The organism is Mycobacterium sp. ST-F2 (assembly GCF_001905655.1).
In the GTDB taxonomy this organism is placed as follows: domain Bacteria; phylum Actinomycetota; class Actinomycetes; order Mycobacteriales; family Mycobacteriaceae; genus Mycobacterium.
On sequence record NZ_JMHT01000006.1, the window covers coordinates 36,460 to 51,316 of the forward strand.

The 14,857-nt window shown below is 66.6% G+C and carries 14 protein-coding genes; 5 read left to right on the plus strand and 9 right to left on the minus strand.

From position 1 onward, the window contains the following. Positions 1-25: 25 nt before the first annotated feature. Both EB75_RS03035 and fadD5 read right to left on the minus strand, forming a co-directional pair. A complete protein-coding gene (locus EB75_RS03035; RefSeq protein WP_502689331.1) occupies positions 26-745 on the minus strand; it encodes an MlaE family ABC transporter permease in 720 nt (239 codons plus the stop codon). A 346-nt stretch (positions 746-1,091) separates the two neighbouring features. Next, on the minus strand, positions 1,092-2,714 hold the full coding sequence (fadD5, locus tag EB75_RS03040) for a fatty-acid--CoA ligase FadD5 (protein WP_073694006.1): 1,623 nt from the start codon (positions 2,712-2,714) through the stop codon (positions 1,092-1,094). Between the two features lie 137 nt (positions 2,715-2,851). On the opposite strand from fadD5, the gene EB75_RS03045 reads away from it, so the two are divergent. Further along, a complete protein-coding gene (locus EB75_RS03045; protein WP_083611924.1) occupies positions 2,852-3,538 on the plus strand; it encodes a GntR family transcriptional regulator in 687 nt (228 codons plus the stop codon). On the opposite strand, the gene EB75_RS03050 is transcribed toward EB75_RS03045, so the two are convergent. After that, positions 3,535-3,978 carry an SRPBCC family protein gene (locus EB75_RS03050; protein WP_073694008.1) on the minus strand — a complete coding sequence of 148 codons (444 nt, stop codon included), beginning with the start codon at positions 3,976-3,978 and terminating at the stop codon, positions 3,535-3,537. The genes EB75_RS03045 and EB75_RS03050 overlap by 4 nt on opposite strands. Positions 3,979-4,166: 188 nt before the next feature. After that, positions 4,167-4,598 carry an acyl-CoA thioesterase gene (locus EB75_RS03055; RefSeq protein WP_073694009.1) on the minus strand — a complete coding sequence of 144 codons (432 nt, stop codon included), beginning with the start codon at positions 4,596-4,598 and terminating at the stop codon, positions 4,167-4,169. A 26-nt stretch (positions 4,599-4,624) separates the two neighbouring features. On the opposite strand from EB75_RS03055, the gene EB75_RS03060 reads away from it, so the two are divergent. After that, positions 4,625-5,707, plus strand: coding sequence for an alcohol dehydrogenase catalytic domain-containing protein (locus EB75_RS03060; protein WP_073694010.1), 1,083 nt, complete (start codon positions 4,625-4,627; stop codon positions 5,705-5,707). Between the two features lie 73 nt (positions 5,708-5,780). Here the strand turns inward: EB75_RS03060 and EB75_RS03065 are convergent, their stop codons facing one another. Both EB75_RS03065 and EB75_RS03070 read right to left on the minus strand, forming a co-directional pair. Then, positions 5,781-7,577: an acyl-CoA dehydrogenase gene (locus EB75_RS03065; protein WP_073694011.1), complete on the minus strand. Its 1,797-nt coding sequence runs from the start codon at positions 7,575-7,577 to the stop codon at positions 5,781-5,783. A gap of 30 nt (positions 7,578-7,607) precedes the next feature. Further along, complete coding sequence (locus EB75_RS03070; RefSeq protein WP_073694012.1) at positions 7,608-8,297, minus strand: TetR/AcrR family transcriptional regulator; 690 nt, start codon at positions 8,295-8,297, stop codon at positions 7,608-7,610. A gap of 151 nt (positions 8,298-8,448) precedes the next feature. On the opposite strand from EB75_RS03070, the gene EB75_RS30245 reads away from it, so the two are divergent. From EB75_RS30245 to pntB, 3 genes are all read left to right on the plus strand, one after another. Continuing rightward, positions 8,449-8,562: a hypothetical protein gene (locus EB75_RS30245; RefSeq protein ID WP_502689332.1), complete on the plus strand. Its 114-nt coding sequence runs from the start codon at positions 8,449-8,451 to the stop codon at positions 8,560-8,562. Between the two features lie 246 nt (positions 8,563-8,808). Continuing rightward, positions 8,809-10,335 carry a Re/Si-specific NAD(P)(+) transhydrogenase subunit alpha gene (locus tag EB75_RS03075; protein ID WP_073694013.1) on the plus strand — a complete coding sequence of 509 codons (1,527 nt, stop codon included), beginning with the start codon at positions 8,809-8,811 and terminating at the stop codon, positions 10,333-10,335. Positions 10,336-10,370: 35 nt separating this feature from the next. Beyond that, positions 10,371-11,801 (plus strand): Re/Si-specific NAD(P)(+) transhydrogenase subunit beta, encoded by a 1,431-nt coding sequence (pntB, locus tag EB75_RS03080; RefSeq protein WP_073694014.1) that lies wholly within the window; start codon positions 10,371-10,373, stop codon positions 11,799-11,801. A gap of 153 nt (positions 11,802-11,954) precedes the next feature. Here pntB and EB75_RS03085 read toward each other — a convergent pair whose 3' ends face one another. The 3 genes from EB75_RS03085 to EB75_RS03095 are packed head-to-tail and all read right to left on the minus strand — an operon-like array spanning position 11,955 to position 14,737. Next, the gene (locus EB75_RS03085) at positions 11,955-12,851 is read right to left on the minus strand and encodes an alpha/beta fold hydrolase (protein ID WP_073694015.1); all 897 of its coding nucleotides are present in this window, start codon (positions 12,849-12,851) and stop codon (positions 11,955-11,957) included. 58 nt (positions 12,852-12,909) lie between these two features. Beyond that, on the minus strand, positions 12,910-14,094 hold the full coding sequence (locus tag EB75_RS03090) for a sensor histidine kinase (RefSeq protein ID WP_073694016.1): 1,185 nt from the start codon (positions 14,092-14,094) through the stop codon (positions 12,910-12,912). Position 14,095: 1 nt separating this feature from the next. Then, positions 14,096-14,737, minus strand: a complete 642-nt coding sequence (locus EB75_RS03095) for a response regulator (protein ID WP_073694017.1) — start codon at positions 14,735-14,737, stop codon at positions 14,096-14,098. Between the last annotated feature and the right edge of the window lie 120 nt (positions 14,738-14,857).

The window sequence follows — 14,857 nt, forward strand, 5'->3', positions numbered from 1 at the left end:
GCAAAACTGTCGCTGTACTCATGCGCTACCCGGCCTGCGTTCCGAATTTGATACCGATCGTGGTGAGAACCACGTTGACCGCGAACAGAGCGATGACGCAGAGCACCAGCGTTTCGTTCACCGCCGTGCCCACACCCTTCGAACCACCCGCCACGGTCAGCCCGCGGTAGCAGCCGACCAAGCCGGCGATCAGGCCGAAGATGGTGGCCTTGAGGACGGAGATGACCACTTCGGGGAAGCCGGTCAGCAGGGTGAGAGTCGAGACGTAGGCGCCGGCGTTGACGTTCTGGATGTACACGCCGAAGAAGTAGCCACCGACCAGACCGATGATGATCACCGCGCCGTTGAGCATGAAGGCCACGAACGTGGAGGCGACCACACGGGGCACGACCAGGCGCTCGATGGGGTCGATGCCCAGCACCTCCATGGCATCGATCTCTTCACGCACGGTCCGGGCTCCGAGGTCAGCGCAGATGGCCGTCGACCCGGCGCCGGCCACCACCAGCACCGTCACCAGTGGCCCCAGCTGGGTGACAGCACCGAGGGCCGCACCGGCGCCTGAGATGTCGGCCGCGCCGAACTCACCGAGCAGGATGTTCAGCGTGAAGATGATGAGCACCGTCAGCGGGATGGAGACCGCCAGGGTGGGCAGGAATGCCACCCGGATCAGGAACCAGCACTGAAGGATGAACTCCTTCCACTGGAATGGCCGCGAGACCAGCGCCTTGAAGGTGAGGATGCACATCTTGACGAAGCCACCCACCTTGGTGAATGGCTTGTCGAGCTGCTCCTTGAGATACCCGACCAGGGAGTTGTCAGAGGCTGTCACCGATCAGCCTTCCCTTCCGGAAAGCGGCCGTTCCGCGGCGTCACGCGTGGCACGTCCCCTCCTTAGCCAGTAGCACAAACTGAGTGATTTCTGTCTCGCTACTCCCGAGTAGTAAGACGGACCACAGGACTGTACCCGATACACCGCGTACCACGTGACCCAACTGAGGGATAATTGCGTTCAGTTTCAGCAAACGCGACATGGGCCCATCCGCCCTCCACTCAAGTGGTCGAATTTCTCAGCGCGACGTCACTTGCCGCGCTCACGACACACTTGTATCACCGAACCGCTCTCGGAGTTCCGTTTTAAGGACCTTGCCAGAAGGATTTCGTGGCAATGCGTCGACAATTTCCAGCGCTTTCGGGTGCTTGTAGCGCGCGAGCCGTTCGGTCAGGAAATCGTCGAGATCTGCCAGGGTCAGGGCACTTTCGAGTTCAGCGTTCACATTGGCCGTCACAGCAACGACGGCGACCGGGACCTCGCCCCACTTTTCATACGGACGGCCGATCACCGCAACTTCGGTAATCGATGGGTGCGCGGCCAGAATGTTCTCTACTTCTGCACAGTAAATATTTTCGCCGCCGGAAATAATCATGTCCTTTTTACGATCGACGACCCAGATGTAACCCTCTTCGTCTTGGCGAACCAAGTCACCGGAGTGGAACCAACCGCCGGCGAATGCCTCGGCCGTCGCCTTCGGGTTGTTCCAGTACCCCGCCATGAGGGTGGGCGCACGGTAGACGATCTCGCCGACCTCGCCTACCGGGACGTCGTTCATGTTGTCGTCGACGACCCGGGCGGCCACGGTCGGGATGACCCGGCCGACCGACCCGAGCTTCCGCAGCGCGTCCTGGCTCAGCAGCATGCACGTCACCGGCGACATTTCGGTCTGACCGAACGCAGCAAAGATCTGCGTGCCCGGGAACGTCGACGCCATCTCCCTCAGAAGAGTGTCCGAAGCGGGTGCCGCACCCCAGGAAAGAACACGCAATTTCACGTCGCGCGGCTTGGCCTGCTGCGCCGCGCACACCGCCTGCCACTGCGCCGGAACCAGGAAGATCGACGAGACGCCCTCGGCCGCCAACACGTCGAGCAGTGCGCCGGGATCGAACGCGCCGAGCGGGTAGATGACCGTGGGCAGACCCAGGAGCAGGCCGCCGATCATGTTGCCGATGCCGGCGATGTGGAAGAAGGGGACGCCGATGAAGCCGACGTCGTTGTTGATGTCCGGCGCGATGGTGAACAAGCCGGTCATACCCTGGCCCATGATGTTGACGTGCGTCAGCACGGCGCCCTTGGGATATCCGGTGGTACCCGAGGTGTACATGATCAGTGCGGGTGTGTCTTCGGGGATGTCGACAGGGGCAGGCGGGTCGCCGGCCTCGGCGAGCACGTCCTCGTAGCCCAGGACGTCACCCTCGGACGCGCCACCGGCGACGATCACTACGCCCAGCGACGGCTCCAATTCCCGCACCGCGGTGGCGACAGGGGCCAGCACCTGTTCGGTGATCACGGCTTTGGGGTCGCAGTCCCGGACCAGGTAGGCGATCTCGGGCGGCGTCATGCGGAAGTTGACCGGTACCGCGATGGCACCGAGCACATTCGCCGCCAGGAATGCCTCGACATATTCGGTGCGGTTCAGCATCAGGATCAGCACGCGGTCGCCGAAGCCGACCCCTCGACGGCTCAGCGCGCCCGCGAGTTTGGTGACGCGTCGCTGCAGCTCACCCCAGGTGACCGTCTGACCGACGAAGCGCAGCGCGGTGGCGTCCGGCTGCATGAGGGCGTGCCGGGCGAGGTGCGTGGTCCAGTTCTGTCGACGGGCCAGATAGGGCTGCTGGAGTGCTGCGGATGACACGGTCTGCTCCTGTGTCTCGATCGGCATCGCAGCGGAAATGACGGGATCACGACAAACGATGCTGATATTTGATCAAATATAGTGTTGCCGCCGTCACAATATGACGCCCACACCAGCGGGACAACCTCCGGGTGGCCCCTACCCCGCCGACAAGAAGGACTGCCGTGAACGCCTCGGCTCAATCGCTGCCCGGTCTGCGCCGGCGGGAACAGCTGTCCGACGAGGTGGCCGGCCATCTCCGGACAGCGATCATGTCGGGCACCCTGCGGCCCGGCACGTTCGTGCGGCTCGACGAAACCGCCGCCGCACTCGGCGTGAGCATCACGCCGGTCCGCGAGGCGCTGCGCACCCTGCGGGGCGAGGGCATGGTCCAGCTCGAACCCAACCGCGGCCACGTCGTGTCGGCCTTCACCCGCGACGACATCGACGACATCTTCTGGCTGCAGGCCACCATCGCCACCGAGATCGCCGCGACCGCGGCCCGGCGGATCACCGAACCCGTCATCGTCGAACTCGACCGGCTCACCGACCAACTGGCGGAGGCCGTCGCGACCGGCGACGCCGACGCGATCGCCCTGGCGGAGTTCCTGTTCCACCGGGAGTTCAACCGCGCCGCGGGCCGGACCAAGCTGGCCTGGTTCCTACTCAACGCGGCGCGGTATCTACCGGTGCGCATCTACGCCGCCGACCCGCAGTGGGGTGAGGCGGCCGTGGCCAATCACCGCGAACTGATTGCGGCCTTGCGGGACAAGAACATCGACGAAGTCGTGCGACAGACGCGCCAGCAGTTCGATGACGCCGCCGAACGCCTGACGGGGCGTCTCGACGAACTCGGGTTGTGGCCTGCTTAGTTGGCGGCGAGCTGCTCGGCGCGCGTCTTCAGGTTGCCGGCCAGGTGATCCAGCGCGTCATTGACGACCTTCTTGACCATCATGGCCGGGATACCCGGCATGTCGACCTCGACGTCCATGTCGACGGTCAGCAGGGCGCTCGCCCCGAGGTCGACCACGGAGAACAGCTGCTCCTGCTTGGAGAACAGGTTGCCCTGCTGCATGACGGTCTGGATCTGACCGTCGCCCGGGTAGTAGACGGCCTGGATGTACGAGCCGTCCATGCCCTGAATCTTGGTGTCCAGGCGGAGCTGGCTGGGCCGGCCGTCCTCGTAGCGGTGCAGGATCCAGCAGCCGGTGACCTCTTCGTTCCACTGCGGGTAGGCCTCGAAGTCGGCGACGATCCCCAGGATCTGCGCAGCGGGTGCGGCCACCTCGACGGTCTTGCTCACGATCGGCATGGGCCGAAGCATATCGAGGCCGATATTGCGTTGGTCCCGCACGTGTCTCCGTTGACCCTGTACTGACGGCGCCCGGCTCTCGACATTTCCCGCCCTGGATACAGGCTCAACCTGTACGGCGCCTGCCCGGCCCTTGACCCTGCGCGTAGGGCGCATTTGTGCGAGTGACCGATGCCGCCACCGCGGAGTCAGCTGACGACGGCGGTCTCCAGCAGTTCCCGGATCGGAGCCGGGATCGGGACGGGACGACGAGCATCGCGGTCGACGTAGACGTGCACCCAGGAACCGACCGCCGCAGGGTTATGGTCCCCGTCCGCCCACAACCCGGTGCGGTAGGTGACGCTGCTGTTGCCCAACCGGGTCACCGCCAGCCCGACGACCAGTTGCGACGGGAACTTCAGCTCGGCGAAGTACCGGCAGCCGGATTCGGCCACCACCCCGAGCCACGGCGCGGCCACCGGGTCGACGTCGCACGTGGTGTTGATCCACGCGTTGATCGCCGTATCGAACAGCTCGTAGTAGACCGCGTTGTTGAGGTGGCCGAACATGTCGTTGTCGGTCCAGCGGGTCTGCACGGGCCAGTGCACCGGAAACTCTGCGGTGGTCAGTGCCTGCTCCATGCCGGCCAGTCTGTCAGGCTGGTGACATGTTGATTCGCGGTGCCGTACTCGAGGAGATCGGGCGGGCCCGCCCGTACGCCGAATCAAAGCCGCTCACCATCAGCGAACTGGACCTGGATGCCCCGGGCGATGGCGAGCTGCTGGTCCGCATCGAAGCAGCCGGGCTGTGCCATTCCGACCTGTCGGTGGTCGACGGCAACCGGGTCCGCCCGGTACCGATGCTGCTCGGTCACGAAGCGGCCGGAATCGTCGAACAGGGGACTTCGGATTTGGCCGTCGGCCAGCGGGTGGTCATGACGTTCCTGCCGCGCTGCGGCCAGTGCCGGTCCTGCGCGACGGACGGTCTGGCGCCCTGCATCCCGGGCAGCGCCGCCAACGGCGCGGGCACGCTGCTCGGCGGTGAGACGCGGCTATCCCGAAGCGGTACAACAGTTCTGCATCACCTCGGGGTGTCCGCGTTCGCGACGCACGCCGTGGTGGACCGTCGTTCGGTCGTGCCGGTGGACGCCGATGTCCCGCCGGTGGTCGCCTCGCTCCTCGGCTGCGCGGTGCTGACCGGTGGCGGAGCGGTACTCAACGCCGGGCAGCCGAAACCCGGCCAGACGGTGGCGATCGTGGGCATGGGCGGGGTCGGCATGGCCGCGATGCTCACGGCCCTGGCGCATGACGACGTCCGCGTCGTCGCGGTGGACCGGCTGACCGACAAGCTCGAGCAGGCACGCGCGCTCGGCGCGCACGACGCCGTCACCGACCCCGGAGACATCAAGGCCGATGTGGTGATCGAAGCTGCCGGCCACCCCGCGGCACTCGAAACCGCCGTCGGCATGACCGCGCCCGGCGGTAGGACCATCACCGTCGGCCTGCCCCATCCCGATGCGCGAATCTCGTTGTCGCCGTTGGCTTTGGTCGCCGACGGCCGGTCGCTGATCGGCAGCTACCTGGGGTCGTCGGTACCGTCGCGCGACATCCCGCGCTTCGTCGAGCTGTGGCGGGCGGGACGGCTCCCGGTCGAGAAACTGGTGTCCGACACCATCGCCCTGGACGACATCAACGCCGGCATGGACGCCCTGGCCGACGGCCGCGCGGTACGCCAGATCGTTGAGTTTTGAACCGGTTGACCGTGCGTCAGCGCAGAGAAAACTCGAGTAGCGGGCAGCGCGGACGCACGCTCAACTGCTCGCGTTAGAACCAGGCGTCCCGCATCTCCAGCGTCGTGCGGTCCAGCGACTCGAGCAGGTCCAATTGCGGTGCGGTCTTGGGCAATTCGAAACGGAAGAAGTACCGGGTCGCCTGACGCTTGCCGTCGTAGAAGTCGCCGTCCTTACCGGCGGCAGCGACGAACTGCTCGAGCCACAGCCACGCCACCACGATGTGCCCGAACGCCTCCAGGTAGACGTGGCTGTTGGCCATCACGGCAGGAATGTCGCCCGAGCCGAACATGCCGGCCGTCACGGCGACGAGCCGCTGCCACGACGCGTCCAGCGCCGCCGCCAGTTCAGCGGCCTCCCCGCCCAACGCGTCGGCGGTCGCCACCGTCGAAGCGATGACCCGCCCCAGCGCCGCCAGGCTGGCCCCGCCACGCTGAGTCACCTTGCGGCCCAACAGGTCCAGGCTCTGGATGCCGTTGGTGCCCTCGTGGATCGGGTTCAGCCGGTTGTCCCGGTAGTGCTGCTCGACGTCGTATTCACGGGTGTAGCCGTACCCGCCGTGCACCTGGATCGCCAGGTTGTTGGCTTCCAGACACCACTGCGATGGCCAGCTCTTGGCGATGGGCGTCAGGATGTCCACGAGCAGCCCGGCGGCGTCGGCTTCGTCGTCCGACTCCGCGCTGTGCTGCAGGTCGACCAGCCGTGCGCAGTACAGGCCCAGGGCCATGCCACCTTCGACATAGGCCTTCTGCGCCAACAGCATTCGCCGGACGTCGGGGTGTTCGACGATGGGCACCTGGGGCGTCGTCGGGTCCTTGACGTCCAGCGGCCGGCCCTGCGGCCGCTCGCGTGCGTACTGCACCGACTTGAGGTAACCGGTGTAGCCGAGCGCCACCGCGCCCATGCCGACGGCCAGCCGGGCCTCGTTCATCATCTGGAACATGTAGACGATGCCGCGATGGGGCTCGCCGACCAGGTAACCGACGGCGCCGTTCTCGCCACCCGGATTGAATTGCGTGTCACCGAAATTCAGCACGGTGTTGGTGACGCCGCGCTGCCCCATCTTGTGGTTCAATCCCGCGATGGCCACGTCGTTGCGCTCGCCGATCGAACCGTCGGCGTTCACCAGGAACTTGGGCACGATGAACAGCGAGATGCCCTTCGTACCGGGAGGCCCGCCGGGGAGCTTGGCCAGCACCAGGTTGACGATGTTGTCGGTCATTTCGTGTTCGGCGCCCGAAATCCACATCTTCGAGCCGAACAGCCGGTAGGTGCCGTCGTCGCGCGGTTCGGCGCGGGTGGCCACGTCGGCCAGTGACGACCCGGCCTGTGTCTCCGAGAGTGCCATGGTGCCCGAAAAGCGGCCTGCCAGCATGGGTTTGACGTAGGTCTCGATCTGCTCGGGGGTGCCGAACTTGGTCAGCAGATTGGCGTTGGCGATGGTCAGCATCAGGTAGCCCGACGTCGACACGTTGGCCGCGGCGATCCACGCGAACGCCGCCTGCGCGACCACGGCGGGCAGCTGCGCGCCACCCACCGATTCGTCCATCGACATACCGATCAGATCGGCGCCGACGAACGCGTCCCAGGCCTCTTTGACCTCGGGCACCATCGTCACGGTCTGCCCGTCGAAGGTGGGCTCGTTGGCGTCGCTCTTCTTGTTGTGCGGCGCGAAGCAGCGCTCGGCGAGTTGCTCACTGAGGTCCAGGACCCCGTCGAAGGTCTCGCGTGAGTGGTCGGCGAACCGCTTGCGACCGGTCAGTTCGTCGACCTTGAGCCACTCATACAGCAGGAAGTCGAGGTCTCGGCGGGACAGCAGCAGGGATTTCATCGGACCTCGGTCACCTCTCGAGCGCGCTGATCAGTGGGATGTGCCGCCGCCGAGGGGATCCTCGGTGCGGATCGTTTCGTCGCGGATCAGACCGCGCAGTAGTGCTGTGCTGAATTCGACGGCGATCTCGGAGGCCGTGCGCCGGCCGTGCGGGCGCAACCACCGGTAGGCGCCCAGCGTCATCCCGATGTAGCCCAGGGCGAGCACGTGCGAGTCGCAGTCGTTGAACTCGCCGCTGGCGATCCCGCGGTCGATGACATCGCGGACGTGCTCATAGACGGTGGTCTCCGCCTTGCGGATGTAGGCGACCTGCTCCTCGGTGAACCATTCGGTGATGTACGGCCCCTCCTGGAAGTACACCGCCGCCGATTCCAGGTCGGTGGCGATGCCGGTCAGCAGCCGCCGGGTGAAGTTGAAGATGGTCTCGCGCGCCGAAGCGGTGGGGTCGTCGTGCAGGGCGTCGACGGTGAAGTCGGCGGTCGACTTGTAGATGTCCCAGAGGATCAGCGACTTGCTGGCGTAGTAGTGGTAGACGGTCGCCTTGTTGAGCCCGACGGCGTCGGCGACGTCGTCCATGCGCGTGCCGTGGTAACCGCGGGCCGCGAACAGTTTGGCGGCCACCGCCAGCAATTCCTCGCGCCGCGACGTGCCGTTCGACGCAGCCGCCGTGCCCGCGGACGACCCCGTGGCAGAACCTTTTGTCGACGACTCTGTGGACATGTCAGCTCACTCTATGCAGCCGGACGCGTGGCCCGGGACCCAATCAACTGGTTGGCCAGTCTATGCCGTGACATATCGGCAGCCGATCCGCCACTCGGAACCGCGGCTCAGCAGCTAAGCTCGGAAGTAACTAGCTGGTCGGTTGGAGGTACTGATGGATCCGAACCCGGATTACGACGCGAGCGACGAGGTCGAGTACTTCTTCAACTGGGTCCCGTGGGGCCTGCGCGGCGTCTACCCGCCCCCGGCGTACCCCCCGGTGTAATCCAAGTTTCACCCACCGGCCGGTGTTCGACGCACGTCGTCCCACCGGCCGGAATCTTGTGTGCCCAGAACCGTGCCGATGGCGTAGAAATATCCCGGCACGGCCCAGGCAATGCGCTTTTGGTCGGTTTATGAGCGACTGCTAATTTATAAGCGATTGCTAACTGGTATAGGGGGCAAGAGCACCGTCCAGACGTGGATGGGGGAGACTCTTGCAAGCAAACCAACACAGATCGGATCGAATTCGATGATCATCGGGATTCCCCGCGAGTCTCTGGCTGGTGAGACGCGGGTTGCCGCCACTCCTGCAACTGTCGGGCAGCTGATCAAGCTCGGCTACTCGGTAGTGGTCGAGTCCGGCGCGGGCGACTTGTCCAGTTTCTCCGACGCCGCCTATGTCGAGGCCGGCGCCGACGTCGGCTCCCCCTGGGCCGCGGACATCGTGCTCAAGGTCAACGCCCCTGACGATGCGGAGATCGCGTCTCTCAAGGACGGCGCCACCCTGGTCAGCCTGATCTCCCCCGGGTTGAAGCCCGAACTGGTCGAGAAACTCGCCACCCGCCCGATCACGGTGCTGGCCATGGACGCGGTGCCGCGTATTTCGCGCGCCCAGTCCCTGGATGTGCTGTCCTCGATGGCCAACATCGCCGGTTACCGCGCCGTCGTCGAAGCCGCGCACGCGTTCGGCCGGTTCTTCACCGGCCAGGTCACCGCCGCGGGCAAGGTCCCGCCGGCCAAGGTCCTGGTCGTCGGTGCCGGCGTCGCCGGCCTGGCCGCGATCGGTGCCGCCGGCTCGCTCGGTGCCGTCGTGCGGGCCACCGACCCGCGTCCCGAGGTCGCCGACCAGGTTGCCTCCCTCGGCGGTGAGTACCTGTCCGTCGCCAACGACAAAGCCGAAGTCTCCGCGACCGGCTACGCCAAGGAGATGGACGACGACTACAAGGCCCGCGAAGCCGAGCTCTACGCCGAGCAGTGCAAGGACGTCGACATCATCATCACCACCGCGCTGATCCCGGGCCGTCCCGCGCCCCGGATCATCACCGCGGACATGGTCGCCTCCATGAAGTCCGGCTCGGTAATCGTCGACATGGCCGCAGCCAACGGCGGCAACGTCGAAGGCACCGTCAAGGACCAGGCCATCGTCACCGACAACGGCGTGACCATCATCGGTTACACCGACCTGGCCGGGCGCCTGCCCGCCCAAGCCTCACAGCTGTACGGCACCAACCTGGTGAACCTGCTCAAGCTGCTGACCCCGGAGAAGGACGGCCAGGTCGTCCTCGACTTCGACGACGTCGTGCAGCGCGGCGTGACCGTGGTCCGCGACGGCGAGATCACCTGGCCGCCGCCCCCGGTGCAGGTCTCGGCCGCCCCGGCCGCAGCGGCAGCCGTCGCAGCTCCCGTGGTCTCGCAGGCCAAGGCGCCGATGTCCACCGGCCGTCGCCTGGGCATCACCTTCGGTGCCGCCGCGGTGCTGTTCGCGCTGATCGCAGCCTCCCCGGCCGCCTTGCAGGTGCACCTGACGGTGTTCGCCCTGGCCATCGTCATCGGCTACTACGTCATCGGGCACGTGCACCACGCCCTGCACACCCCGCTGATGTCGGTGACCAACGCGATCTCCGGCATCATCGTCGTCGGCGCCCTGCTGCAGGTCGGCCACCGCAATGTGCCCATCACTGCGCTGGCCACTGTCGCGATCCTGCTCGCCAGCATCAACGTCTTCGGTGGCTTCGCGGTGACCCGCCGCATGCTGGCCATGTTCTCCCGCAGCTAGAGCCTGCGAACCTCAGAAACCTTTGGAACGGATTCATGTTCAACGCAGAAACCATCACCAACGTGGCGAACGCGGCCTACGTCGTCGCAGCCCTGTTGTTCATCCTCGCTCTGGCCGGCCTCTCCAAGCACGAGACCTCCAAGGCAGGTAACGCCTTCGGCATGGCCGGCATGGGCGTCGCCCTGATCGCCACCATCGTCCTGGCCATCAACAAGCAGATCGAGCCCCTGGGCCTCGGACTGCTGGTCGGCGCCATGGCCATCGGTGCCGCGATCGGTCTGTGGCGCGCCCGCATCGTCGAGATGACCGGCATGCCCGAACTGATCGCGCTGCTGCACAGCTTCGTCGGTCTGGCCGCGGTACTGGTCGGCTGGTCCGGCTACCTGCACGTGGAGCACGAGCTCGACGGCCAGGGTGCCCTCGAGCTGGCCAAGGAAGGCATGCTCGGCATCCACTCCGCCGAGGTCTTCATCGGTGTCTTCATCGGTGCCGTCACCTTCACCGGTTCGATCGTCGCCAACCTGAAGCTGTCTGCCAAGATCAAGTCCGCCCCGCTGATGCTGCCGGGCAAGAACTTCCTCAACGTCGGCTCGCTGGTGCTGTTCGTCGCCCTCACCGTGTGGTTCGTCATCTCGCCGAACCTGTGGCTGCTGGTCGGCGTCACCGTCCTGGCCCTGCTGCTGGGCTGGCACCTGGTCGCCTCCATCGGCGGTGGCGACATGCCCGTCGTCGTCTCGATGCTCAACAGCTACTCCGGTTGGGCCGCGGCCGCCTCCGGCTTCCTGCTGTCCAACGACCTGCTGATCATCACCGGCGCGCTCGTCGGCTCCTCCGGTGCCTACCTGTCGTACATCATGTGCAAGGCCATGAACCGGTCGTTCATCTCCGTCATCGCCGGTGGCTTCGGCATCGAAGCCGGCCCGGCCGAAGACAAGGACTACGGCGAGCACCGCGAGATCACCGCCGAAGGCGCAGCCGAGCTGCTGGCCTCGGCCAGCTCGGTGATCATCACCCCCGGCTACGGCATGGCCGTCGCCCAGGCCCAGTACGGCGTCGCCGACCTGACCCGCAAGCTGCGCGAGAAGGGCGTCACCGTCCGCTTCGGCATCCACCCCGTCGCCGGCCGCCTGCCCGGCCACATGAACGTGCTGCTGGCCGAGGCCAAGGTGCCCTACGACATCGTCCTGGAGATGGACGAGATCAACGACGACTTCGACGACACCGACGTCGTGCTCGTCATCGGCGCCAACGACACCGTCAACCCGGCCGCTTCCGAAGACCCGGGTTCGCCGATCGCCGGCATGCCGGTGCTCACGGTGTGGAACGCCAACAACGTCATCGTGTTCAAGCGCTCCATGGCCTCCGGCTACGCCGGCGTGCAGAACCCGCTGTTCTTCCGCGACAACAGCCAGATGCTGTTCGGCGACGCCCGCGACCGCGTCAACGACATCCTGGCCGCGCTGTAGCCGTACCCGAAAAAGCCTCCAATCCATTCGGATTGGAGGCTTTTTCGTTGCGGTGCCCGACACAATGTGACGCTGAGAGCCTCGTCGCGGCGTATATAGCGCTGGCAACGCTCTCAGCGTCACATTGTGTCGGTGCCACCCACCTCGATCGCGTCAGCGGACGAAATCGCCTATCGCCGCGAGGAACTGGTCGGGCTTCTCAACCATGGGGCTGTGGCCGGAGCCTGCGATGACATGCGGCGGCAGGCCTGCGGCGGTGTAGCGCGCGACGTTGGACTCCGCCGGCGTCAGGACGTCCTTGTCGCCCCACACCACCAGCACCGGCTTGCCCAGCCCCTTCAACGTCTCCACCACGGGCCGGCCGGGCTCCTTGGAGTCACACACGCCCGCGTAGGTCAGCTGCTTCAGGGACCGGTACGCCAGCGCCGGGACGGGGTAGTCGGCGGCGAACCCGGTCTGCAGCGAACTCTTGCTGATCGCATCGACGCTCCGGAGGTGATCCAGCGCGGGTCCGAGGACCGGCCAGCACAGCATCTTGCCGAGCAACGGCATGGCGACCAGATCCTCGCCGGCTGGAGTATCCGAAACCGCTACGCGCTCAACCATTTCCGGGTACTTGGTGGCGAACGCGGCAGCCACCTCGCCGCCCATCGAATGCCCCACGAGTTCGGCATGCCGAACACCCAATGCCTCCAGCGCCCGGTGCACGGCCTCGGCCTGACCGTCGGCGTGATACGGCGCGGCATCGGTCGGGGCCTCGGAACCGCCGTGGCCGACGAGGTCGACGGCGATCACCCGCTGGTGGGCGGCCAGTGCCGGGGCGACCTTCTCCCACCACTCGATGGAGGCCGAATACCCGTGCAGCAGAACGATTGCGCGGTCACCGGGTGGCCCGTATTCGCGGACGTTCAGGTCTGGTCCATCGAGCTTCAGGACGTGGCCGCCGGCGAACGGTTCCGGCGCCCGGCTGGTGTGCTCCACGACCACGGCGTTGACAACCAACGCCACCACCGCGGCGACCAGGAGGCCGATCAGGATGCGCAGTTTCATGGCGCGACGCTACCGCCGCGACCCCACTGCCAGCGATGAATTATTTCCTGCCACCGCGTCAGCGCTCAGGAGGTGAGGTGACGGTGACGCGGGTGCCGCCGTCGGGGCCGGAGTCGACGAGCATCGAGCCGCCCATCGCATCGAACCGGGCCAGCAGCGAGCCCAGGCCGATGTGCCCGTCGGCGACGTACCTGGCCACCTCGGCCGAGTCAAACCCGACGCCGTCGTCAGACACGGTCAGGACGATCCGGTTGCCGATGCGGCCCAGCCGCACCGTCACCGTCGTGGCCTGCGCGTGCTTGCCGATGTTGGTCAGCAGTTCGCGGGCCGCGCGGTACAGGAGCTGCTGCGAATCCGGCTTGCCCACCTCCTCGAGGTCGGCGCGCACCTCGATGCGGCTGCGAGACTCGAACTGCCGCAACAGTTCCCGTACGGCCGGGGTCAGGCCGAGCTGCGCCAGCACCTGCGGATGCAGCTCGGTGACCGTCGAGCGCAGCGCCGTCGCGGTGTCCTCGAGGGCCGCGTAGACGGCGTCGAGTTCGGGGGCGGGCGTGCGTTCCCGGACCTCGTCGAGCTGCAGACGGGCCGCCAGCAGCGTCTGCAGCGGGCCGTCGTGTAGCCCTTCGGCGACTTCCCGGTTGTGCCGCTCGTCGGACTGCATGGCCTCGGACACCAGCTGGCGACGCACCTCCTGCAGGGCGTGCACGCGCTCCTGGCGCCGGACCAGCACGAAGCACAACACGGTGGTGGCCACGGCCAGCCACACCAGGAATCCGAAGTGGGTGTAGACCATGTTCGGCAGGCCCATGCGGTCGTCGTGTTTGGAATAGAAGATCCACACCGCCAGGTAGCCGGCGGCCGTCAGCGTGCCGATCGCCGCGGTCATCAGCGGCCGGTCCTGGAACGCCACCGAGATCGGCAGCAGGAAGAAGACGGGCAGCAGGGCCGCGGTCGCGCCGCCGGACACCAGGCACAGCGACAGGATCACCACCAGGTCGATGCCGGTCGATGCCCAGTCGGCCCAGCGCGGGACGGGTCCGCGAAGTACGGCCACCAGCCACACCACCGCGGCGATGGCGTACAGCCCCAGGATCACCGCGTACAGCTCGGGCAGCCAGTGGTCGACTTCCCAGATCCACACCAGCACGCCGATCAGCGCGATCAGCGGCAGTCGCAGCCCAGCGGAAATCCGCACGGGTTCAGCGGCCAGGTACTCCCCGATCCGGGTGAGTGTCGACCGCACGTCAGTCCAGCAGCTTGCGACGCATCGCCTCAGCCACGGCCGCCGCACGGTCCCCGACGCCGAGCTTCTCGTAGAGCCGCTGCACGTGGGTCTTGACGGTGGACGGCGCCAGGTACAGCTCCTTGGCCATGGCGGGGATGGTCGCGCCCTTGGCGATCAGTTGCAGGACTTCACGTTCGCGCGGGCTCAGCGCGGGTGCGTCCGGCTCGGCCCGGCGACGGATCTCGCCGGCCAGGCCCGCGGCCAGGCTGGGTGCGACGACGTCGCGGCCCTTCGCACATTCGAGGATCGCGTTGACGAGTTCGCTGCGCGTCGACTCTTTCGGCAGGAAACCCGCCGCGCCGTCCTGTAGGGCGCGGTACACGATCTCGGCTTCGTCATGGGCAGAGAGCAACAACACCCGGGTCGGCAGGCCGTCGCGCTGCACCGCAGCCGCCACCTGGGCGCCGTCCATACCGGGCATGCGGTAGTCCAGCAGAGCCACCTGTGGCTTGTGGGTGCGGATCGCCTCCAGTGCCGACGTGCCGTCATCTGCTTCGGCCAGCACTTCGATGGCGCCACTCGCGGTCAGCGCGCGGACGACGCCGTCGCGAAACATCGGGTGGTCGTCCCCCACCACCACGCGAACCCGTTCGTCGGTCATGCCGTCAGCGTCGCACGGCGACCAGCGAAAAAGTAACTCCGATCGCAAATTAACCGGCCGGTGTCGGGTGGTTGTCCCCCGATCAGCGGACCCGGGAATCGTCCGGCGATTGGGCCGATT